Genomic DNA, 21,562 nt, shown 5'->3' with positions numbered 1-21,562 from the left:
CGGGAAAGGTATGTCTCTATGGTGGAGCTCGACCGGCGGAGGGTTATCGCGGGAATCGGCCTGGCGGCAGGCGCGGCCGCGGTGGCGCCGCTGCTGAGTGCCTCGGCAGACGCGGCGGCGGAGACCGACCCGGACGCGCTGTTGAAGGCCGGCCGGTTCGACGAGGCCGCCCGCGGTTATGAGGCGATCCTGCGGAAGGACCCGAACAACGCGCACGCGGTGCGGCAGCGCGGATATATCGCGCTGTTGTCCAACCGGTTCGCCGACGCGGAGAAGTATCTGACCTCGGCGGTGCGGCTGGCACCGGATGACAAGCAGGCCAAGCAGTGGCTGGCCGACTGCTACCTGAGGCAGGACAAGTATCCGCCGGCGGTGCGGCTGCTGCGCGCCATCGACAACGAGCCGGAGGCCACGTGGTACGAGGCGGTCCAGGGGCGGCCGTATCAGCTGTCGGTGGGGCCGTCTGGGCGGGTGCCGTGGGTGTCGATGGACCCGCTGCCGGTGGTCGAAGCGTCGGTGAACGGCGGACCGCCGAAACAATTCCTGTGGGACACCGGCAACAACACCGGTGTGGGCCTGACGGTACGGATGGCCAAGGAGGCCGGGCTGCGGGCGGTTTCGCAGACCAAGGTCAACGGCGGCGACCAGCAGAACATCGACATGTTCTTCGGTGTGCTGGAGTCGTTCCGGATGGGTGATGTGGAGGTGCGCAACATCCCGGTGAGTTGGATGGACCTGGAGTCGCCCCACGAATCGGGTGGGGAGCCGGACCGGGGAGGGATCGGCGCTCAGTTGTTCGCGCACTTCGTGACCACGTTGGACTGGGCGAACCAGGCGCTGATCTTCCGGCCGCGAACACCGGGGCAAGCCCGGGCGGTGCGCGCCGAGGCGGCCCGGGCCGGATGCCCGCCGCTGCCGATGTGGATCGACCAGAACCTTCCCTACACCCGGGGCAGTGTCAACGGCTCCGGTCCGCAGGTGGTGTGCGTCAACACCGGCCAGGCCGACGGCAGGGCGCTCGGCATGACGATGGAGACGGCCGAGCGGCTGAAGGTGCGCGTCGACCGGGGTCGCCCGATGTTCGGCGCCACTCACGGAGAGGTGTTCAAGGACTACCCGTGCTACCCGGACGAGGTGGGCATCGGCCCGGCCGTGGCCCGCGGGATCTACTGTGCGGCCCTGGATCCGAGGATGTCGATATCAACGAGCCAGTTCGACGTGCTGGCCACCTTCGCGCACACGTTCTTCAAACCGTACGCGGTCACCCTCGACTTCGCCGAGATGAACCTCTACATCACCGGCGGTGAACCTTCCTCCTGAGCCCATTTCATCCGTCCCACGGCCGAGGACTACTCGTTCATCGAGGCGCACCTGTGCTGACGGGCGGAGCCGCCGCCACGTCATCCGCTGCGGGTGAACGCTCTCGTTCACCCGCAGCGGATGGCCGGCCTTCGGCCAGGGGGCTGATGATCAGGGCCGAGGGCAGCGGACGTCGTGGTTCGGGATCTTTCCGTCGATCAGGAAGGCGTCGGTCGCCTTCGTGGAGCACGCCTGGGGGCCTTGCGTGCCGTAGACGCCGTGGCCGCCTGCGTCGACCGTCACGAGGGTTGATCGGGCGCCGAGGGCTTTGTGCATGCCTCGGCCCGAGTCCAGTGTGGCCGCCGGGTCACGATCGTTCTGCAGGATCAGGATGTTGCGGGGGCCGTGGTCGGTGATCGTGACCGGGTGCTCGATGGGGGCGTTGTGCCAGAAGGCGCAGGGCCACAGGTTCGCCGGGGAACCGGCGGACAGGGGGAACGATTTGCGGTCTTCGGCGACGTTGCGGGCGTACGTGCGGAGGCCGGCCGGCCAGCGTACGTCGTCGCAAGCCACCGCGTAGGCCGCCGCGATCGCGTTGTCCCCAGGGACTCCCGGTGAGGTGGCGGCGCTGGGGCTGACCATGGCGAGGGTCTGTTGAAGGGTGCTGGTCTCCTGGCTGGTGGCGTGGCCGGCAGCGAGGTCGGCGGTGGCTCGCCATACCTGGGCCAGCGGCGGGATCGTTTCGTCCTGGAAGAGCAGGAGGGTGGTCAGGTAGCGGAACATGTTGCCGGTCAGTACGGTCGATGTGCCCGGCACGGTTATGGGCCGGGTGTCGAGCTGCGCCGCCAGTTTGCGGTACGAACTGGTGACGGCCGCGGGCGTGGTTCCGAAATTGACCTGATCGGCGTGGTCGGCGGCATAGCGCGCGGCGTCGGGGAAACGGAGCGCGATGCCTTCGCTCTGCTGTTGGAACACCCCATACCAGATTCGTGCGGGGTCGATGGCGCTGTCGAGTACGACCCGGTCGGTGCGGTGCGGGAACAAGGAAGCATAGGTCGCACCGAGATATGTGCCGTAGGAGGTGCCCCAATACGACAGTCGCTTTTCGCCGAGCGCCTTCCGGATTCGGTCCATGTCGCGGGCGGTGTTCGCGGTGGTGATGAACGGCAGCACGTTGCCGGACTTGGCGGCGCAGCGGGCCGCGGCCGATCGCGCGAAGTCGACGTTCTTGGTGATCGAGCCGTCCGGCGCGGGGTAGGGGTAGGGAGGCGTGATCTCGGCGGCGGTGAACCCGCAGGTCACCGGGCTGCTGTGACCCACACCTCGCGGGTCGAAGCCGATCCTGTCGTAGGCGGCGAGAACTGATTTACTCGCCAGACCACCGAAGGCGCTCGGTAGATTCAGTCCCTCGCCGCCTGGGCCACCGGGGTTCAACAGCAGGACGCCGCGTCGCTTCGCCGGATCGGTGGCCGGGATACGGGAGACGGCGATCGTGATCTGCTTCCCGCCAGGGTGCCGATAATCCAGCGGCACTTTGAGTGTGCCGCACTTTTGCTGCGGGTCGACCTTGGTCCCGGGCGGCGGCGCGGGGCAAGCACCCCATACGATCGAGGAAGTACCCGTAGCGGTGGCGGATGGATCAGAATTCGCGCTTTCGATTCCCTTACAGCCGGCTAGCCCCACGCTGGCCGCCGTGCAGCATAGTGCTATCGCGACAGGTGCCGTGACCGTACGGAGCATAATGTCCTCCACCGAAAGAGAATTGACGACCTTAAGTGCTGCGGCTACGTCGAGAACGCTATTGATTCGACGGCCTGCAATCGTCACCGCGTGGTGGACATTCGCGGGTAGCTCGCACGGGGGACAACAGCGGCTGTGCCGGATTCCGCGTCGAGCGATGGCCGGAGACGACCGGAGCCCGGCATGCGCCGATGGCCCGCCGCCTCACCGGCTCAGCGTGGTGTGGCGCCGTACTCGATGACGCTGGTGGGGATGATGGTGCGGCGGGCGGCGGGCGGAGGGGTGTCCGGGGTGGCGGTGAGGTGGTCGAGCAGGAGTCGAGCGGCGTGCCGGCCGAGTTCGTCGGCGTCGTAGGCGACGATCGTCAGCGGGACGCCGAGCATGTCGGCGAGCTCGAAGTCGTCAAAGCCGCCCACGGCGAGCTGTCGGCCTGTCGTGCGAATCGCCCTGAGGACGCCGATCGTGTTCCGGTTGTTGGCGGCGAAGACCGCGGTGGGCGGCTCATCCAGGTCCAGCAGGTCAAGGGTGGCCCGTTCGGCCGCCGCGGCGTCCTGTTGGGCCCGCCGTACGTGACGCTCGTCGAGATCGACTCCGGCCTCCTGGAGCGCCGCGCAGAATCCGCGGAAGCGTTCGGCTCCGGTGTAGACGGCGGGCGGATTACCGAGGAAGCCGATCCGGCGGTGCCCCTGGGCCAGCAGCTGTGCGGTCGCCTCGCGGGCCCCGCCGAAGTCGTCCACGAGCACGCAGTCGGCCTCGATGCCGTACGGTGGCCGGGCCGCCAGCACCACGGGAATCCCCAGTTCGAGATGCCCGTGGCCGAATCCGGCGGGAACGACGATCATGCCGTCGACCTGGCGGGCGGCGAGGTCGCGGACGATGTCACGCTCGCGCTCCTCGTCCTCGTTGGTATTCGTGAGCAGGACCCGCATGCCGTGTGCTGCCGCGATCGACTCCACGCCGAGCGCCAACCGTGAGTAGAAGGGGTTGGCGAGGTTCGTCACCACCAAACCGATCATGCCGGTCTTCTGTCCTGGCCGGAGGCTGCGAGCGATCTCGTTGGGCCGATACCCGAGGGTTCGGGCCGCGGCCAGCACCAGCTCGCGGGTCTCTTGGGACACGCCTTCCTGATTGCGCAGCGCGCGGGAGACCGACATCGGGCTGACCTTGGCCAGCGCGGCCACCTCACGAATGGTCGGCGGCGATTTCGCCGATCGTCGCTCCGCCGTCATCGCGGCATCTCTCCGCCATTCATCGCATATACGGTCGCACCGATCAGCGCCGCATCCCGAAGGTTACCTGCGGGAAGTGCGATCGAGGGTCCGCCGGCGGCCGCGAGCCCGGCCATCAGCGGTGGCCCGAGCAGATCCCATGATGCGACCATCGAACCGCCGACGACGAGGACCTCGGCTCCGAAGCGGGTGAGCCAGGGCGCGAGTGCCTGTCCGAGGGCGGTGAACGTCTCGGTCAAGAGGATCCTGGCCGCGGTCTCACCGGCCCGAGCCCGTCCGGCGATCTCCGCGACGTCGGCGGCCGGTCCGCCGGTGTAGCGGGCGCGGATGGCGCGGCTGGACACGGTCTCCTCCAGCGGATGATCGTCCCAGGTGAGCAGGTCGACCCGTCCCTCCGGTGGTACATCCGGACCGTCGGTGACCGGTCTGCCGTCCACGAGGAAGGCCGACCCGACCCCGGTGCCCAGGGTGATGCCGGCCACCCGCCGATGGCCCGCGGCGGCACCGGCCTTCCACTCGCCGAGCAGGAAGGCGATGGCGTCGTTCAGGAAGGTCACCGACGAAGGCGGGCCGGGCAGGCCGCCGAGCAGGATCGCGCCCAGATCCGTCCCATGAAGGGCGTCGAACTTGCCCACTCCCTCGAACAGGGCGATGCCTCGGTCGTAGTCGAACGGGCCGGGCACGGCCACGCCCCAGGTGGCCGGTCCGGCAGCCAGCTCCCGCGCGCTGCGCAGGATCCGGTCGACGATCTCGGCGGCGGTGCCGTCCGGCCGCAGCGGCTCCCGCCTCGCCCTGACGACCCAGGAGGAGGGGTCGACCAGCGCGGCGCTCACGTGGGAGCCGCCGATCTCCAGGGCCGGACGTACGGTCACGGGACCAGGGCCTTCACCAGACGGACCGGCGGTGTTCCCAGGGAGTGGAGTGTGTAGTCTCCGACCGCGGCCGGGATGACCAGGGTTTCGGCATAGGAGAGACGGTGGTCTCCCGAGCCGGTGGTGACGACCACGCCCTCGCCGTCGACGACGTTCAGCACGTGGAAGCGGCCCTGAGTCGAGGTGGCCAATCGCGCGCCGGGATCGACCGTCAGCCGGCGGACCTCAAAGAACATCTCCGGCAGTGCGCCGAGGATCTCTTCGGTCCAGCCGTCGCCCTTGCCCAGGACTCGCGGCGCCTGTACCAGGTCGCGGGCCACGGCATCGCCGACCCGGTTCGTGTTGAGATTACGGAAGGCGTGCTCCACATGGACCGGGCGTTGCCGGTTGGCGGAGTCGCGGCGCAGCCAGTCGTAGAACCGCAGTGAGTACAGGTACGGCGTGGCACTCACCTCGAGGACCACGTTCCCCTTACCGCTGCCGTGCGGCGTGCCGGCCGGAATGCAGAAGAGCTGGTGCGGGGTGGCCGGGAAGACCTGGACGTGTTCCTCGATGTCCATCGGGATCCCGTGATGGTGAGCGTCGCGGGCCTGCCGATGGAACCTCTCGACATCAACGTCGCCCCGCAGTCCGAGGAAGACCTTCTGATCCCTCGCGCCGATCATCATGTAGTAGGTCTCGTGCTGGGTGTAGGGCCAGCCGAAAACACGACTCATGTAGTCCGATTGCGGATGGCAGTGCACCGAGAGACTACCGCCGTTCACCGTGTCGAGATAGTCGAACCGGATCGGGAACGAGGTGCCGAACCTCCTTCGCGTCTCCTGGCCCAGGATCTCGGCCGGATGGCTTTCGACCAGCAGCTGGAAGGGGATCTCGACCTGTCTCTCCGGCCCGTCGCCGAGTAGCAGGCCGGACTCGGGAGCTATCAGTTCGTAGCCGAGGGCGGTGTTGGGGGCCTCCGGATTGAAGCCCAGCTCGCGCTGGGCCCAGTCTCCTCCCCATGAGGTGGTGTTGAAGGTGGGCCGGGTGCGAAAGGGCCGCCGGGCCAGCGCCGCCAGGGTCCGGCGTAGCGTGTCGCCGGACAGCGACGCCGGCCGGCGCGGGTCCTGTACGTCGATCCAGCGGTCGATCCGGCCGGCGATCGCCTCGCGATGCCGGTCCAGCAGCGGCCAGTCGATGTAGAAGAGGCGCTTGGTGGTTCCCGGCCCGGCCTCCTCCGGCTGGGCCAGGTTCCGTCCGGTACCAGCGTTGATCGCCGCTTCGGCGTGGCGTTTCGGCAGGTCGACGTACCAGAGAACGTCGTGACGGACGAGCGCCGCGCCGGGGCCGTACACGACGAGCGGACCGTCGTCGGCGGGCCGGGGGTCGGGCAGCTCGTCGAAGAGGTCGGCGAGGGTGCCGTCGGCGAGCGTGGCGAAGTCGGGATCGTCGGGAAGCTCGGCGGACGCGGTGCGGGCCAGGATCCGTTCCCATGAGGCGAAGCACGTGCGCAGGTCCAGTGGTTCGATGGCCCGCCCGCGCGCCGAGGCGGCGCTGCGGATTCCGTCGATCGCGGCCGCCCAGTCCACGCCGGCCGGCCCGTCCAAGGCGAGGACGACGGGGCCGGCCGGTAGCGAGGCCACTGCGGTGGGCCAGCCCTGGTCGACCGTGCCGCCGACGGCGGCGTACCGGGGATTGGCCTCATACGTCCTCACGCGTGCTCCTCCATGCGACGGTAACGTTACCGTCCACCGAGTCTGGCGTGTCTCCGCGCACATCCGCAAGAGCCAGAGGTTATTCGCCTGAGACCTTGTAGACCCCGATCGGTAGCGTTACCGTAACCGTCACTTGCGGCACCTCCGACAAAGGAGACGAAATGCGCCTATCGAGCCCATCGAGCCCCATGGTCGGCCGACGAAGCTTCCTCACCGGGGCCGCGGGGGTCGGCGCCGCCCTGCTGACCGGCTGTGCCAAGGGGACCGGCGGATCGTCGGCCGGCACCGTCAGCCTCTACAACGACAACGCGACGTGGAAGAGCGGGTTCGCCAAGACCGGCAATGCGCTCAAGCCGATCGCCGGATCCGGCCTCTCGCCGCTCTCCGTCCAGACCGCCTCGTACGAACAGGTGGTCAAGGCCGCGCTGAGTACGTCCAAGGCCGCCGACATCGCCAAGTGGTGGTCGGGCTACCGGCTGCAGTCACTGGCCAGAACCCACGGCATCTCCGACCTGAGCTCCGTCTGGTCGCAGATCGCGGCCAAAGGCTGGGTGCAGCCCGGTCTCAAGGACTCGATGTCCTACCAGGGCAAGGTCTACGGGATTCCGCTCTACGAGTCCTACTACGTGATCTTCTACAGCAAGCCGCTGTTCGCCAAGTACGGCTTGAAAGTGCCCACCACCTGGGCGGAGTTCACCTCGAACGCGGCCGTGCTGAAGAAGAACAACGTCACGCCGTTCGTCTCCAGCGAGAACGGGGTCTGGCCGGCTCTCGAATGGTTCCAGGAGATCCTCAGCAAGATCGACCCCGACTTCTACACCAGGCTGACGAACAACCAGGCCAAGTACACCGACGAGCCCGTGATCCACGCCATGACCATCTGGCAGGACTTCATCAAGAAGGGCTGGATGACGTCGCCGGACTTCGACCAGAACACCGGGCCCGCGCAGATGAAGGCCGGAAAGATCGGCATGTTCCTGCACGGGACCTGGGAGTCGCAGGGCTACACCGAGGCGGGCCTCAAGCCGGGCGAGGACTACGACGCGTTCATCATGCCGACCGTGGAACCCTCCGTCCGCCCGTCGGTGATCGCGGAGTCGGGGGTGCTCACCGTTCCCACGCGCGCCCGGAAGCACGACGCCGCGATGAAGGTGGTGAGCTCGTGGCTGGACCCGCGAGTGCAACGGGGCTGGTCGGACTTCCTGCAGGACACCTCGGCCAATCCGACGGTGCCGGCGACCAACCCGGTCATCCTGGGGCTCCAGAAGACGATCGCGAGCACCAAACCCGAACTCCTCCAACGCTACTGGGAGGCCAGCCCACCGGCCCTGATCGAGGGAAACGTCCAGGACCTCGGCGACTTCATGGTCCACCCCGACAAGCTGCAGAGCGTTGCGAAGTCCATGGCCGGCCGCGCCGTCACCGAGTGGGCCAACTGGTCCAAAGGCATCTCGTGAAGAGTGTCGCGGGGTGGCCGCGACCGCGCGTACGGGAACGGCTAATGGCGGGAGGGTTCCTCGCACCCGCCGTGCTCATCGTCGGCGTGGTCCTGCTCGTGCCGTTCGCGGTCACCGTCCGCCGAAGCCTCTACAGCGACAACGTGGACCCGAGCTTCTCCTGGCTGACGAACTACCGGCTGCTCTTCTCCGACCCGGCGTTGATCAGGTCCATCGAGAACACCCTCATGTGGGTGGCCGGGACGCTCATTCTGCCCATCGGCCTCGGCCTGGCCATCGCGGTGATGACCGACGCCGCCCGGTGGACGCGGATCGTCCGGCTCGCCGTGGTCATCCCGTACGCGGTGTCCGGTTCGGCCGTCGCCGTGGTCTGGAACTTCGTGCTGTCGAAAGACGGTGCCCTGAACAGCCTGCTGACGTCGCTGCATCTGGGGTCGCTGGCGCACGGCTGGCTGCTGGGCTGGCCGGGGAACACGCTCGTCATCATCGTCGCCAACACCTGGCAGGCGACCGGCGTCGCCGTCATCCTCTTCCTCGTCGGCCTGCAGACCATTCCCCCCGAGACGATCGAGGCGGCCGCCCTCGACGGCGCCGACGGCTGGCGGCGGTTCCGGCACATCGTCCTGCCACAGCTGCGACCGGTGATGATCGTGGTGGTCGGCCTCAGCCTGGTCAACGGGCTGAAGTCCTTCGACCTCATCTGGGTGCTCACGCACGGCGGCCCGGGGCGATCCACCGAGACGCTCGCGACCTCGATGTACCAGGAGACCTTCGGGCTCCAGCGCCTGGGCGCGGGCTCGGCCATCGCGGTGGTCCTGACCGTCATCGTGCTCGGCGCCTCGTGGACGTACCTGCGCCGCCAGCTCCGGCCGGAAGGCGGGTGAGAGGGCATGCGCAGAGCGGTACGTAACAGCGTCGTCGTCGCGCTCTCCGTCCTGTGGTTCGTGCCGACCTACCTTCTCCTCGTCAACGGGATGACGCCGGCGGACAAGTACTCCGGGAGCCCCCGATGGCTGCCGAACGGCTTCGGGCTGCTCGCCAACATCGAGTCGGCCTGGTCCGACGCGACGCTCGGCCCGGCGATGGTCAACAGCCTCATGTACGCGCTGGTCAGCGCCCTGCTCGCGGTCATCGTGGCCTCGCTCGCGGCCTTCGCCACCGTGGTGATGCCGACCAGGCGCCGGGCCCTGTGGTTCTGGCTGATCTACGTCGGGACGCTGCTGCCCCTCCAGGTCTTCATCCGGCCGCTGTTCTCGGCGTACGCGAAGGTCGATCTGTACGACACCCAGCTCGGCCTGATCATCGTTTACGTCGCCTTCTGCATCCCGTTCGCCTACTTCGTCATGCGCAACTACGTCGCCACGGTGCCTCGCGAGGTCACCGAGGCGGCACGCATCGACGGCGCGTCCTGGTGGCGGCTGTTCTGGCGGATACACGTGCCGTTGTCGAAGCCGGCGATGGTGGCCGCGTTCGTCTTCCAGTTCGTCGCGGTCTGGAACGACCTGCTGTTCGGGATCGCCCTGACCACCAGCCCCAACATCCGGCCGGTGATGGCCGCGCTCGCCGACCTGCAGGGCACCTACGCCGGGACCGCTCCTCCGGTCGCGCTCGGCGGGGCACTGGTGGTCTCCCTGCCGACGATCGTCCTGTTCTTCGTCGCCCAGCGCTTCTTCGTGTCAAGCCTCAAGCTCAACCTCTGACGGAGGAAGAAATGAGAAAGCTCCTCGCCGGCTCACTGGTGGCCGCGACCGTGATCACGGGTGCCGCCACACCCGCACGGGCGTCCGACGCCGGAACACGTGCCCGCCAGTCGTACGAGGCACTGCAGCGCTACCTCTACCAGGGACCCGACGGGCACGACCTGTTCTTGGAGAACTACCCGAAACAACCCACCGACCAGCAGCATTCCTACGTCTGGCCGCTCCGCGAGGCGACCGCGGCCACCGTCTCCATCGCGGAGACGTCCGGACGCTACCGCAAGGACGTGAAGGACCGGTTCGCCGCCCTGCAGCTCTACTGGAACGGCGACTCCGCCCGGCCGGGCTATGAGTCCTACCTGCCGCCGCCGCTCGGTGGTGGCGGCGACATCTACTACGACGACAACGCGGTCATCGGCCTGGAACTCATCCGCGGATACGAGGCGTCGGGCGACCGTACGCTGCTCCAACGCGCGAAACAGGCGTTCGCCGTCGACACCCGGGCGTGGGACACCGATACGAGCCGCGCGTGTCCCGGCGGCATGGCCTGGGTGGACAACCCCGCCAACAACTTCCGGGCGGCCAACGTCACCGGGCTCAGCTCCGAACTGGCCACCCACCTGTTCCGGATCACCCACGATCGCGACTACCTGGCGTGGGGCACCCGGCTCTACGCCTGGAACCGTAAGTGCCTCCAGCAGAGCCCCGGGCTGTACTGGAACGACATCGGTTACGACGGCACGGTCAACAAGACGCTGTGGAGTTACAACTCCGGCTCGATGATCGGCGCCGCCACCCTCCTCTACCAGGCGACCGGCACCCGGTCGTACCTGGACAACGCCGTGGCCGACGCGAACGGCGCGCTCGATCACTGGACGCAGGGCGACAACCTCTACAACCAGCCCGCCATCTTCAACGCGATCCTCTTCAACAACCTCCTGCTGCTCGACTCGGTGCGACACGACCCCCGGTACCGATCCACGATCGAGCGGTACGCGGACCGGGAATGGGCGTCCAACCGCGACTCCGCCACCGGCCTCTTCCACTTCCAGTCGAGTGGCGGCGGCGCCTACGACCCGGCCTTCCCGGCCCAGACCCTCGAGCAGTCGGCGATGGTGCAGATCTACGCCGCTCTCGCCTGGAAACAGGGCGACCTTTGGCGGATCGCATGACCAACCTGACCGCGCCCTCATGGTGGGACGCCGACCTCGCCCGGCAAGGGCTGCGCCGATCGGCCGCGACCGCCGAGAGCCGTCTCGGCGGACGAGACGTCACGATCTCCACGGAGCCCCTGCTGAAATCGGACCGCGTCGCCGGTCTGCTGCAGTCCGTACGGGTCGAGGTCGGCGGGCCGGACGCGCCGACGATCACCCGCGCGCTGGTGCGGACCGAGACCGGCACCGCGGTGCGCTGTGACCTCGTGCCGGCACCGCGCCGCACCGTCCGGCTCCTGGTACCGGCGGTGGACGTCGTCACCCGGCTGTTCGTGGAGTTGCCGGAACTCGAACCCGGCCGACAGGTCGAGCTGAGGCTCGAACCCCAGCGAAAGTGGACGATCCACCTGGTGCACCACTCGCACCTGGACATCGGCTACACCGATCGGCAGGGAACGGTGTTCGCGCAGGGGCGGTCCTACCTCGACACCTGCCTGGAACTGGCGCGAGCCACCGACGACTGGCCCGACGAGGCACGGTTCCGGTGGACCGTGGAGGGGCTGACCTCCTTCGAACGATGGGCGCGGGCACGACCGACCGCGCAGGTCGAGGAGTTCGTCGCCCGGGTACGTGAGGGCCGGTTCGAGCTGACCGCGCTGCCGTTCAACCTGCACACCGAGACCTGCTCCACCGACGAACTGCACGAGCTGCTGCGGCCGGCGGCGCGGGTACGGGACGCGTACGGCGTGCCCTTCACCACCGCCATGCAGACGGACGTGCCGGGCCAGGTCGTCGGGCTGCCGGACGCCCTGACCTCGTTCGGCGTGCGGTACCTGTCGGTCGCGCACAACTGGGCGGGGCGTGCCGTACCGCATCTGGTGGGCGGAGCGCGTCTGCCGCGGCTGTTCCGCTGGCGGGCCCCGAGCGGCTCCAGCGTGCTCGTCTGGCGGACCGACACGCCCCACGGCCTCGCTTACATGGAGGGATCGTTCCTCGGCTTCGACGAGTCGTTCGCGGACGTCGACGACCTGCTGCCGGCGTACCTGACGGCATTGGCGACCCGTCCCTATCCGTACCCGGAGAAGGGCATTCCCGGCTATCCGGTGCTCGGCGTCCAGGTGGACCGTGAGCCGTACCCGTGGGATGTGCTGCATCTGCGGGTGCTCGGCACCTTCTCCGACAACGGCCCGCCGCGCCGGCTGGCCGCCGAGACCGTACGGAGATGGAACGAGACGTGGGCCTATCCGCGCCTCCGCCTGTCCCGCAACGAGGACTTCTTCGCCGACATCGAGGAGCGACTCGGCGAGTCGATCGCCACCTTCGACGGTGACTGGGCGGACTGGTGGGTCGACGGGGTGGGGGCGGGCGCGGAACCGCTGGCACTGACGCGACGGGCACAGAGCGGGGCCGCGGACGCCCAGACCGTCGGCGCGTTCGCCGTCGCCCTGGGAGCCGCGCCCGGGGCACCGGCGAACACGGCCTATGAGTCGATGTCCCTGTTCAACGAGCACACCTGGGGGGCCGCCGACCCGTGGACGCACGGGGACCGGGGGCGACACTCCGGTGCGCAACAGTGGCACTGGAAGTACGCCCAGGCGGCCAACGCGCACGACGAGGCACTGCTCCTGCTCGACGCCGCCACGGCGTACCTGGGGCAGGCGCTGGAGCGGACGCCCGGCTGTCTCGCGACCTTCCACGTGGTGAACACCTGCAGCTGGTCCCGCAGCGAGGTGGTGCGGGCCTTCCTGCCGGAAAGCACCGTTCCACCGGACCAACCGGTCACCGTGCTTCACGACGGGCGGCCGCTGCGATTCTCCGAGGAGAAGCCGGCCAACGAGGACCACGACGCTCCAGGGCGATACCTGGTCGTACTCGTCCCGGAGGTGCCGGCCATGGGCACCGTACGGCTGGACGTCGTGGCGGCGACGGACCCGGCCGTCGTGGCTCCCCCCGAGGCGGCCGCGGATCCGGCCGTCGTGGCTGCCTCCGAGGCGGCCGCGGATCCGACGTTGCTCGAGAACGAGTACCTGGCCGTACGGGTGGACCTGTCCCGGGCATGCATCTCCTCCATCGTGGACAAGACGACCGGTAGGGAACTGGTCCAACAGGACGCCCTCTTCGGCTTCAACGGCTATGTCTACGACCGGTACGCCACCGCCGGCGGATTCAACCATCAGTCGAGCAAGACCGTCGCCGACGACTCGATGCACCTGCTCGCGACACGCGACGTCGCACCACCCGCCGCACTCCTCTCACGGCGGTCGTCCGCGACGGAAGAGCAGATCGTCTACGAAAACGTACCGGCCGGAACATCCCGGCTCCGTACGACCGTGCGGCTCACCCGCGGCGTCGACCGGCTCGACGTGGAGAACCGCCTCACCAAGCCGGCGACCATGGGCAAGGAGAGCGCGTTCTTCGCCTTCCCGTTCGCGATGACCGCACCGAGGGTCCGGACGGAGGCGACCGGCGGAGTCACCGGCGATGGACTCCCGGTCGTTCCCGGTTCGGCCCGTCACATGCGAGCGATCCGCCGCTGGGCGACTCTGGAGTCCGGCGGCCTCACCGTCGCCTGGGCGACACAGGACGCACCGCTGATCCAGCACGGCGGGATCGCCCTGCCGTACGTGCCGTATCCGCAGACCGTCCCCGAGCAGGAGCCGAGCACGCTTTACTCGTGGGTTCACAACAACGTCTGGGACACCAATTTCCCGGCCGAACAGGCCTTCGACGTCACATTCCGGTACAGCGTCGCCGCCTCCACCGAGGTCCGGGGCGCCGTGCTCGGCATGCGGACCGCAGCGGCCGGGAGCCGACCCCTCATCGCCGTGCGGGCCCTCGGCCCGTACGGCGACAGTCCGGCCACGAGGTCGTTTCTCACGGTGGATGACCCGCGCGTACGCGTGGTGGGCCTGACCGTACCGCGGGCAGGCGCGATCCTCGTGCGACTGCAGTCCTTCGCCGAAGAGCCGGTCTCGTGCTGCCTGCGGACCGGCCTCCCGGTCACGGACGCCGCCTCGGCGACCTACCTCGGCTCGCCGCGCGACACCCTGCCCCGACAACCAGACGGAGCCATGGTCGTCGAGATCCCGCCGCTGTCGACCCCGGCCGTGCTGTTGCACTACGCATCACCTCAACAGTCAACGTGACCTTCTCCGCCCACAGGCGGTGGATGACGTCCTCAAAAGCGTGGATTCATCTGAACGAAACGCTCCTGAAACGCACCATTGACAGTCCCTGGGAGCGAAGTTATCGTTGTGATGAATTGCTCTTCATATGTGAATATACATTCACCGATCCTATTGCCCCATGTCACCGGCTCATGCTCAACCCAAGGCGAAGACCGAAGCGCGGACAGCCTATGCGGTGCCAAAATCGCGATAACCGTTGCTGAGCTAGGGGTTCACCGGGCGATCAGTCAGTTCTGCGGTACTCGCAGCGCAACCCCCTGGACGGTCTTCCCGGCTCGGGTCACTGTAACGGAGGGTGCAGATGTCGAATACACGGCGAATCCGCAGCGCGATTGAAAACGTTCCGACCCCCTCGCGTCGCCAGGTGCTGGCCGCGAGCGCGGCAGTCGCGGCCGGCGCTGTGGGGCTGAGCGGCGAAAAGGCGGCCGCCCAAGGACGTGCTGAAAAGGTCGGCCAAAATGCGGCCATCAGCACTCCGTGGAGTAATGGTGAACTGGTGGTGTCGAAAAATGGGCGATTCATCCAACACAAGAACGGAAAACCATTCTTTTGGATGGCTGACACCGCGTGGTTGCTGCACAAGCTTTCGCGGGACGAAGTTCGAACGTATTTCGCGGATCGTCGAGAGAAAGACTTCAATGTAGTTCAGCTTCAGGTCGTTCCGGGCGACCTGACATTCAAGAACTACTATGGGGACACGCCGTTTGTCGACCGGGACATCAGGCGGCCGAATCCCGGCTATTGGCGCCATGTCGACTATATCGTGGACCAAGCCGCACGCTACGGAATGTATATGGGCATGGACGCGGTGTGGAGTTCGGTCGTGGATGGCGGGTATCTAACGGCGGGCGACGCGGCATGGTATGGAACGTGGCTCGCCAAGCGCTACAAGGACAGACCCAACATCGTCTGGCTGAACGGCGGGGACGCGAAAGCGCATAAAAATCTGTCGATCTGGGCAGCCCTGGGCGAGTCCATAAAGCAAGTGGATCCGAATCACCTGATGACCTTCCATCCGTACGGTCGGTTCTCCTCATCCACGTGGTTTCATAACGCGTCCTGGTTGGATTTCAACATGTTCCAGTCGGGGCATCGTACCTATGAACAGTCGTATGAAGCGGTGGGTACTGATGTAACCGGCGTTGATCTGCCAACGCTATGGAAGGGTGAGGATAACTGGAAGGATGTGATTGAAGACTACAAACTCTATCCTCCTAAACCTACTCTTGACGGCGAGCCCAGTTACGAAGGGATTCCGCAAGGACTCCATGATCCGAGTCAACCCTTCTGGGGCGATGGCGATGCCAGGAGATACGCATACTGGTCGGTCTTCGGCGGTGCTTTCGGTCACACGTATGGCAACGGGTCTGTCATGCAACTGCATATACCGGCAGATGGTCCGATAGGCGCATATGGGGTAAAGAAGTACTGGTACGAAGCGATTCGCGACCCCGGCGCAGGCCAGATGCGGCATCTGAAAGACCTGATGCTGTCGCGGCCTTATTTCGATCGGATTTACGATCCGACGGTTGTGGACGGCGATCCTGGTTATCAGTATGACCACGTGCTTACGACCCGAGGGAATGACTTCCTGCTCGCGTATATCTACACCGGAAGATCGTTCTCCTTGAAAATGGGGCACATTTCTGGGGATCAGGTGAAGGCTTGGTGGTACAACCCGCAAGACGGGAACAGCAAGCTTATCGGCAATTTTGCCAATACTGGGGTAAAGGTGTTTGATCCGCCGGGGGGAAGTGAGCCAGGAAATGACTGGGTCCTGGTCCTGGACGACGCCTCGAAAGGTTTTTTGAAACCAGGCGAGATCACATAGGGGCCGTTGAGCAGCCGCGAGCCCCTCGGCTGAGAGATGCGCAGCTGCTCGTACCCGACCTAGGGCGGAAGACCGAAGCGCGGACAGCCACAGCGCACGGCTGACCGCGACGGTGAGGAGCCAGGAACAGCAGTTATCGCTGAGAACGATCTTGGATTTCGACGATCAGTGCGCAGCGCGGCAGGTTTGCCCTGCCGCGCTGCGCCGGACTCAGAGCCCTGCTGTTGGTGAAGGGCCGTGGTGCCGGTTCAGTGGCCGATCCGCACGACTGCGGGGGTCATCGTCCTCAGAGTGATGGCCGGTCGAGGATGGCGGCCACCTCCGCTGCTCGGAGCAGGAATCCGGCGTGAGAGGTGTCCAGGGTGTGAACGTCGTAGGGATTGCCCGGGGTCAGGGCATCGGCTTCAGCGATCAGCCGGTCCTGCATGGCCACCGGAAGCGACCGGTCACCGGTGAGACGGATGTAAGTGTGGGCGATCGTGCCCCAGGTGTCGGCCTGGACGCGGGCGTCGGCGGTCATCACCGATATGGACTCGTCGGGTTGCAGGATGTTGAGGAAGGCTCGGAACTGTTCGTCGGTGGCATCTGCCATCGTCGCTGCCTTGAGAGCGGCCAGCAGGGCCGGGTCGGCGGTGCGATAGTTGGCCCGGCCGGCACCGAGTTCGGCCGGATCTCCGACGTTCAGCGCGGCCAGCGGGGTCAGCAGGTTGGCGGCGAACTCGGGCTCCTGCATGTACTCGACGGGGCTGGCCAGTTTCACGCACGACCACGCGGAGATGTACACCAGCCGACTCACCAGCGCGGGGATTGTGTTGCCCACCCGCGTGATGGTCGTTCCGCCGAGGCTGGCGCCGACCAGGACCACAAGCCCGTACTCGGCCACGCGTTCGACGACATCGATGACCATGTCGACGTTGTTCTGGAGGGTGACTCCGGCCAGCGTCGATGGTTCGTTCGCCCACGCGTCCAGGTTTTGCGGGGCCTGGTAGGCGACCGGATACTGCGCGTCGAGGCCGTGGCCTGGCAGGTCGACGGCGAAGCTGCGGTGGCCGCGCAACGCGAGTTCGCGTTGGACCGGTGCCCACATGAACGAGCTGGTGCCGGAACCGTGGACCAGCACGAAGGTGGGAGCATCGGCGGGCTGACGCCCCGGACGGGATGGGCTGTTCGAGACAGATGACATACAGGTCAGTCCGATCGGATTGCGGCGGCAGCCACACCCGGTTTCGGGCACGAGGATGCAGCCGCCGCTGAAGGATGTGGCGAGCACGCACAGCAGTGGGCTCGATAACGGCACAGGCGAAGCAATGGCGGTGCCCGTCAAGCCCTACGGCAGCCCGTCAGGGCAGAACGCAGTTGAGAGCATCAACCGGTAGCTGTGCGAAGTCGACGGGTCGGATCAAGTGAAGCCCGCCCGGCAGCGTCAGGCACTCCGGGGGCTTCCTCAACCGCCGCGGGTCACCAGGTGACCGGCGGGAGCAGACCGTCTCAGGCAGCCCGAAGACGGACGAACATGTAGACCATGACGCGACCCTACCAGCACCAACATTGCGAGTTGATCAGTCCGGCCTCTTGGCGCATCGCTACCTCATCAAGGCAGCCCCCTCCGCGGACCCGCCCTTGACCCATCCATCGTCGTTTCACCGTCGCTGAAACTCATCGACATCACCGCCCCCGCGAGCCCGCAACCGTCGCTCAAACCGACGCACAAACGTTGCTGCTTCTCGCGGCCGCAACCAGTACGTCGCCGCCGGGGGCAGCGAGACATTCGAGCCACGCTTCACCGTGCCCGGATTCAGGTACGCCGAAATCTCCGGATACCCGGGCGAGCTCCCGCCCGACCGGGTCACGGCATGCGTGGTCGGCTCGGACACGCCACCGACGGGCTGGTTCACCTGCTCACAGCCGTGGCTCGACCAGCTCATGCGCAACATCGACTGGGGTCAGCGAGGCAACTTCGTGAGCGTCCACGTCCCGAGCGCGGATCCCGCGTCGGTCCGCGACGCGCACGGCGGCGGGCCGGCCATGGTCGGCGATTACCCCGGCGCGCCCGGCGCGGCCGAGGCGGTGTTCGAGGTCGCCTCAGGTTCACACGAGTTCAGCGGGCCCGGTCTTCCTGCCGCTGATGATCAACATCGGCCTTGACGGGCGCTTCCTGAATACACGCTCCGGGCGGGCGGGTGTGCGGGTCGTCGCCACCGTATGCCTACCATCGGAGTGGTAGGGGCGGTGAGCAGGCGCGATAGGCCTGCGGACCAGTAGGTGGGAGGTGACCATGGGATCAAAGACCCTGTCATCACAACGCGGCCCGGGCGCGGAACCGGGATATGGCCGGCCATCCCTCGTCGAGCACTGGCACGAGTCGGCGGACCGGCACCTCACCCCCACGAAGCGGTCTCTCCTGGCGATGTGGATCTCCTTCGGCACCACCTGGGGCGCCGTGCGGTTGATCACGCATGGCATCCGGGGCGGGTGGCTGCCTTTTGGGAACATCTCCACGGGTGGCCAGCATCTGCACCACTACAACTTCGGCATAGCCACGCTCGCCGGGGTCGGCCTGGTCGCGGTTCGCGGTGACGAACGGGCCGTGGGACACCCCGCGGTCGCCTCCGTGTACGGCGCCGGCACCGCGTTGGTCGCCGATGAGTTCGCCCTGCTGCTGGACCTGCGGGACGTCTACTGGGCGAAGCAGGGGCGGCTCAGCGTGGACGTCTGCCTGGGCATTCTGTCCGTGCTCGGCACGTACCTGACCGCCCGACCGTTCTGGCACGAGATCGTGACGGTGACCCACCACCATGTCACCTCTGCGGCCAAGCGGCGCCTGGCACCCGCCTCGTGAAGTCGTGACGTAGCGCTCCGGAAGCAGGTCAGTCCCCCTAGAGAGGCCTCGTCCGGCAAGCACGGACCGGGGCGGACGTCGTCAGCGGCCGGGGATGGGCAGCAGACCCTCCGTGTACTGGGCGCGCCCGTGGCCGAAGGACCAGTCCTGAGGGTCGTTCTCCATGATGCTGATGAAGATGTCCTCGCCGGCGATGCCGAGGGGCTCCAGTTGCTTGGCGATGGTCCGGTAGACGTGTTGCTTGACCTCGGTGGTGCGTCCCGACTGGGTGAAGATCTGAATCATCACCAGTCGGTCGGTTCGCTCGAAGCCCAGACCGGCGTCGAGGGCGATGACGTGGTCGGTGTCGTGCTCGGTGATGATTTGGAATCGGTCCCGCTCGGGGATCTCCAGAACGTCCACGAGCGCCCGGTGTGTCGCGTCGGCGATCGCCCTGATGTCGTCGGGACGCCGTCCGCGGATGAGGTCGATGCGTACGAGTGGCATATCTTTCGTTCCTTACTTGTCTGTTGCTGTCCGACGCACTGATCGTGCAGGCTCCGGCAGCCGGCGGACATCCTCACCCCCGCACGGCTGCCCGCGCCGGTCCGACTGCCCGACCTGATCACTGAAGTACGGCGTGCCGTCGCTCCCTGTCCGCGAGCCGCGTGCGCCGCTGGATCCGGGAGGGCGCGTTCGACGTGCTCCACGTTTCAGTCCGGGTCGCTTTCGATCGTAAGATTCGCGCTCGGTCCGTACGCGTCCGGGTGGAGCACAACAGATCAGCGGATCAATAAGCTGATCTCGGGGTGGGGCGATGCGGCTGACCAGTCCGTTCACGATCGAACTGACCCAGGCCGAGCGTGAGGTGCTTGAACGCCTGGCAGACTCGCGCACCGCGCCGTTCGGGCAGGTGCAGCGGGCTTCGGTGATCCTGGCACTGGCCGAGGGAATGTCGAACGCCGCCACGGCCCGCGCGGCCGGGCGGCATGTGGACACCGTCCGCTCCTGGCGCAAGCGGTTCACCGCCGAGCGGCTGGCTGCGCTCGTCGACCGGCCCCGGCCGCTGGGGCGGCCCCGGTTGTCCGCCGAGGACAAGCTGCAGGTCATCGCCGCCGCGACCGCCCAACCGCCGACCGCCGACACCGTGTGGACCCACCGACTGCTATCCGATCACCTGCGCCGTTCCGGCCTGGCGGTCTCCGCCTCCCAGGTCGGACGGATCCTGGCCTGCGTCGATCTCAAGCCGCACCTGGTGCGCGGCTGGCTGACCCGACCAGCCGACCCGGAGTTCTCGGCGCCGTGGCGGATTCAAAGCCGCATGAACCCCCGAAGGATCAACCCGGCGCTGCACTAGGACTGGAAGATTACTTCCGGATTGTTCGGCGAGGGGCCGTCCAGCAGCGGACTGTGGATCCCCTTCAGCGTCTGGTCGAAGAACGCTGTCACGTACTCGCGGGTGATCACCACCCCGCGTTCCGGGGAGAGGGGCGGCGTCGGGAACCCGGCCTCCTCCCCAAGCAGGTCCAGGTCGCTGAAGCTGAAGTGGTCGGCGCCGGCGACCGTCAGCCACTTCTTGTAGCCGCCGAGGGCGGCCCAGGCCTGCTCCCACACGGTGTAGTCGTCGCCGCCGGGCGCGTGGTTGACGGCCGCACCCAGCATGAGGAACGGCCGGTTGATCTGGCCGGGCCTCGGGGCCGGGTGGAAGGTGCCGTCCATGTTCACTCCGGCCCGTACTCGCGGGTCGGCGATCATCGTGGTGGCGGCCGCCGCTCCGCCGAGGGAGTGTCCGGCCATGCCGATCTCGTGCTTGTCGATGAGGTGTGCCAGGCGCCACGCGGTATTGCCATGCGTCAACCGGTCGATCACGAAGGACACGTCCAGCGCACGGCTGGCGGCGACGGAGTCGAAGTCGAGCGCCGGGTCATCGCAGATCGCGCACGGCGGCGTCTGGCCGTTCGCCAGCGTCTCGCCGCTGTCCTCGTAGGTGTGGCCGACGAGCGCGACGACGTAGCCGTGACTGGCCAGGTCGGTCGCGAGCGAGGTGAGCACCATGCGCGGGTCCTCGTACGCGGGTGAGAGGACCACCAGCGGATGCTTGCCGCTCCGCGGCCGCGCGCCGTCGAAGGCGTGAGTGGTGACGCCGGAAAGGTTCTGTGGGGTGACACCGGAGCTCGCCGGCATCTTCCGGTGCTGGATGACTCCGGCTGCCTCGGCGAGGGTCATATAAGGGGCCGGAGTCCCGGTCCCGGGGACGGCCGGGTAGACCATCGTGACGGTCAGCTGGCGGGGGCCGGATGACGGCACCCACGGGTCGGGACGGCTCGCGTCGGTGAGGTGGATGACGTCCTCGCCGGCGGCGTAAGGGCCGGTCGGCGCGGGGAGCGTGCCCTGGAAGGACCGCGTGGGCGCGGCGGCAGCTGTGGCGGCGGTCGCGTGCACGGTGGACGGCGGGGTCGTGGCGGCGAGTCCGGTGCCGGTCGCGGCCACTGATGCGGCGAGACCCAGGATTGCGACAGCGCTGATACGGCGCTTGTGGTTCGAGGTAGTGCTCACGGGCACGATCCTGCCCGGCCCCGCCCT

The 21,562-nt window shown here is 67.4% G+C and carries 17 protein-coding genes and 1 pseudogene; 11 read left to right on the top strand and 7 right to left on the bottom strand.

From position 1 onward, the window contains the following. The first annotated feature begins 18 nt into the window (after positions 1-18). Complete coding sequence (locus ACQP2O_RS51605) at positions 19-1,320, top strand: tetratricopeptide repeat protein (protein WP_433177522.1); 1,302 nt, start codon at positions 19-21, stop codon at positions 1,318-1,320. A 150-nt stretch (positions 1,321-1,470) separates the two neighbouring features. Here the strand turns inward: ACQP2O_RS51605 and ACQP2O_RS51600 are convergent, their stop codons facing one another. From ACQP2O_RS51600 to ACQP2O_RS51585, 4 genes are all read right to left on the bottom strand, one after another. Beyond that, entirely contained in the window at positions 1,471-3,126 is a 1,656-nt protein-coding gene (locus tag ACQP2O_RS51600; protein WP_433177520.1) for an alpha/beta hydrolase, read from the bottom strand. 125 nt (positions 3,127-3,251) lie between these two features. Further along, on the bottom strand, positions 3,252-4,220 hold the full coding sequence (locus tag ACQP2O_RS51595) for a LacI family DNA-binding transcriptional regulator (RefSeq protein ID WP_433177518.1): 969 nt from the start codon (positions 4,218-4,220) through the stop codon (positions 3,252-3,254). A gap of 44 nt (positions 4,221-4,264) precedes the next feature. Next, positions 4,265-5,140 (bottom strand): ROK family protein, encoded by an 876-nt coding sequence (locus ACQP2O_RS51590; RefSeq protein WP_433177517.1) that lies wholly within the window; start codon positions 5,138-5,140, stop codon positions 4,265-4,267. Continuing rightward, complete coding sequence (locus ACQP2O_RS51585) at positions 5,137-6,834, bottom strand: class I mannose-6-phosphate isomerase (RefSeq protein ID WP_433177515.1); 1,698 nt, start codon at positions 6,832-6,834, stop codon at positions 5,137-5,139. The genes ACQP2O_RS51590 and ACQP2O_RS51585 overlap by 4 nt, the downstream gene beginning before the upstream one ends. Before the next feature lie 161 nt (positions 6,835-6,995). On the opposite strand from ACQP2O_RS51585, the gene ACQP2O_RS51580 reads away from it, so the two are divergent. From ACQP2O_RS51580 to ACQP2O_RS51555, 6 genes are all read left to right on the top strand, one after another. Further along, positions 6,996-8,291, top strand: coding sequence for an ABC transporter substrate-binding protein (locus ACQP2O_RS51580; protein ID WP_433177513.1), 1,296 nt, complete (start codon positions 6,996-6,998; stop codon positions 8,289-8,291). Positions 8,292-8,335: 44 nt separating this feature from the next. After that, positions 8,336-9,175 carry a carbohydrate ABC transporter permease gene (locus ACQP2O_RS51575; protein ID WP_433177511.1) on the top strand — a complete coding sequence of 280 codons (840 nt, stop codon included), beginning with the start codon at positions 8,336-8,338 and terminating at the stop codon, positions 9,173-9,175. Positions 9,176-9,181: 6 nt separating this feature from the next. Continuing rightward, the gene (locus tag ACQP2O_RS51570; RefSeq protein WP_433177510.1) at positions 9,182-9,991 is read left to right on the top strand and encodes a carbohydrate ABC transporter permease; all 810 of its coding nucleotides are present in this window, start codon (positions 9,182-9,184) and stop codon (positions 9,989-9,991) included. A gap of 11 nt (positions 9,992-10,002) precedes the next feature. Next, positions 10,003-11,160: a glycoside hydrolase family 76 protein gene (locus ACQP2O_RS51565; RefSeq protein WP_433177508.1), complete on the top strand. Its 1,158-nt coding sequence runs from the start codon at positions 10,003-10,005 to the stop codon at positions 11,158-11,160. After that, on the top strand, positions 11,157-14,288 hold the full coding sequence (locus tag ACQP2O_RS51560) for a glycoside hydrolase family 38 C-terminal domain-containing protein (RefSeq protein WP_433177506.1): 3,132 nt from the start codon (positions 11,157-11,159) through the stop codon (positions 14,286-14,288). Before ACQP2O_RS51565 ends, ACQP2O_RS51560 begins: the two co-directional genes overlap by 4 nt. 343 nt (positions 14,289-14,631) lie before the next feature. Further along, positions 14,632-16,161: a glycoside hydrolase family 140 protein gene (locus ACQP2O_RS51555; RefSeq protein WP_433177504.1), complete on the top strand. Its 1,530-nt coding sequence runs from the start codon at positions 14,632-14,634 to the stop codon at positions 16,159-16,161. A 286-nt stretch (positions 16,162-16,447) separates the two neighbouring features. Here the strand turns inward: ACQP2O_RS51555 and ACQP2O_RS51550 are convergent, their stop codons facing one another. Beyond that, on the bottom strand, positions 16,448-17,431 hold the full coding sequence (locus ACQP2O_RS51550) for an alpha/beta fold hydrolase (RefSeq protein WP_433177503.1): 984 nt from the start codon (positions 17,429-17,431) through the stop codon (positions 16,448-16,450). A 446-nt stretch (positions 17,432-17,877) separates the two neighbouring features. Between ACQP2O_RS51550 and ACQP2O_RS51545 the strand changes: the two are divergent. From ACQP2O_RS51545 to ACQP2O_RS51535, 3 genes and pseudogenes are all read left to right on the top strand, one after another. Continuing rightward, positions 17,878-18,012: pseudogene (locus ACQP2O_RS51545) on the top strand (family 78 glycoside hydrolase catalytic domain); the annotation flags it as partial. Between the two features lie 6 nt (positions 18,013-18,018). Beyond that, positions 18,019-18,306 (top strand): hypothetical protein, encoded by a 288-nt coding sequence (locus ACQP2O_RS51540; protein ID WP_433191471.1) that lies wholly within the window; start codon positions 18,019-18,021, stop codon positions 18,304-18,306. Between the two features lie 130 nt (positions 18,307-18,436). Continuing rightward, the gene (locus tag ACQP2O_RS51535; protein WP_433177501.1) at positions 18,437-19,000 is read left to right on the top strand and encodes a hypothetical protein; all 564 of its coding nucleotides are present in this window, start codon (positions 18,437-18,439) and stop codon (positions 18,998-19,000) included. 81 nt (positions 19,001-19,081) lie between these two features. Here the strand turns inward: ACQP2O_RS51535 and ACQP2O_RS51530 are convergent, their stop codons facing one another. Beyond that, the gene (locus ACQP2O_RS51530; RefSeq protein ID WP_433177499.1) at positions 19,082-19,486 is read right to left on the bottom strand and encodes a tautomerase family protein; all 405 of its coding nucleotides are present in this window, start codon (positions 19,484-19,486) and stop codon (positions 19,082-19,084) included. Between the two features lie 310 nt (positions 19,487-19,796). Between ACQP2O_RS51530 and ACQP2O_RS51525 the strand changes: the two genes are divergently transcribed. Next, positions 19,797-20,336: a helix-turn-helix domain-containing protein gene (locus ACQP2O_RS51525; protein ID WP_433177497.1), complete on the top strand. Its 540-nt coding sequence runs from the start codon at positions 19,797-19,799 to the stop codon at positions 20,334-20,336. Here ACQP2O_RS51525 and ACQP2O_RS51520 read toward each other — a convergent pair. Continuing rightward, positions 20,333-21,535: an alpha/beta hydrolase family protein gene (locus ACQP2O_RS51520; protein WP_433177495.1), complete on the bottom strand. Its 1,203-nt coding sequence runs from the start codon at positions 21,533-21,535 to the stop codon at positions 20,333-20,335. The genes ACQP2O_RS51525 and ACQP2O_RS51520 overlap by 4 nt on opposite strands. Between the last annotated feature and the right edge of the window lie 27 nt (positions 21,536-21,562).

The sequence above is a fragment of the Actinoallomurus sp. CA-150999 genome (genome assembly GCF_050942425.1).
Lineage (GTDB): Bacteria > Actinomycetota > Actinomycetes > Streptosporangiales > Streptosporangiaceae > Actinoallomurus.
The sequence above is the reverse complement of the archived record's forward strand: the minus strand, read 5'-3'. Positions and strand labels throughout refer to the sequence as shown.